Origin of the sequence: Erwinia oleae (assembly GCF_000770305.1) — a bacterium.
GTDB lineage: Bacteria > Pseudomonadota > Gammaproteobacteria > Enterobacterales > Enterobacteriaceae > Erwinia > Erwinia oleae.
Genome location: NZ_JNVB01000168.1, coordinates 1 through 579, shown reverse-complemented (window position 1 = coordinate 579; position 579 = coordinate 1). Strand labels below are relative to the sequence as shown.

At 58.9% G+C, this 579-nt stretch carries 1 protein-coding gene; it reads right to left on the bottom strand.

What is annotated here, in order from left to right:
* Positions 1–579: ArsB/NhaD family transporter (locus tag GS12_RS22765; RefSeq protein WP_034951327.1), on the bottom strand; the 579-nt coding region annotated here is incomplete at both ends.

Sequence of the window (579 nt, the reverse complement as noted above, 5' to 3'; positions counted from 1 at the left end):
CCGCCAGCAAAACCAGCGCGCCCACGGCGGCAATCGCGCTCACCGGCACGCCGAGCGGCTCAAGGACAAAAAATCCGGCCAGCAGCAAAACCAAAACCAGCCAGCCGGTTTTAAAGGTTGCCGGATCTTTTATCGCGCCTGAGGGCGTTTTCAGCCGGGAAAGCGCGTAGGTTGCCGGAATGTCTTTACGAAAGAAGAGATGCAGCGTCGCCAGCGTGGCGATAATCGCCGCAATATTCACCGGCACCATCACTGCGGCATAGTCATTAAAGCCCAGCCGGAAGAAGTCCGCCGAGACGATATTCACCAGATTCGAGACGACCAGCGGCAGGCTGGCGGTGTCGGCAATAAAACCGGCCGCCATCACAAACGCAAGCGTAGCGCCTTTGTTGAAACCCAATGCCGTCAGCATGGCGATAACGATTGGGGTCAGGATCAGCGCGGCGCCGTCATTGGCAAACAGCGCCGATACCGCCGCGCCAAGCAGGATCATCCAGCTGAAAAGCAGGCGTCCACGCCCGTTTCCCCACCGCGATACATGCAGCGCCGCCCACTCGAAAAAACCTGACTCATCAAGCA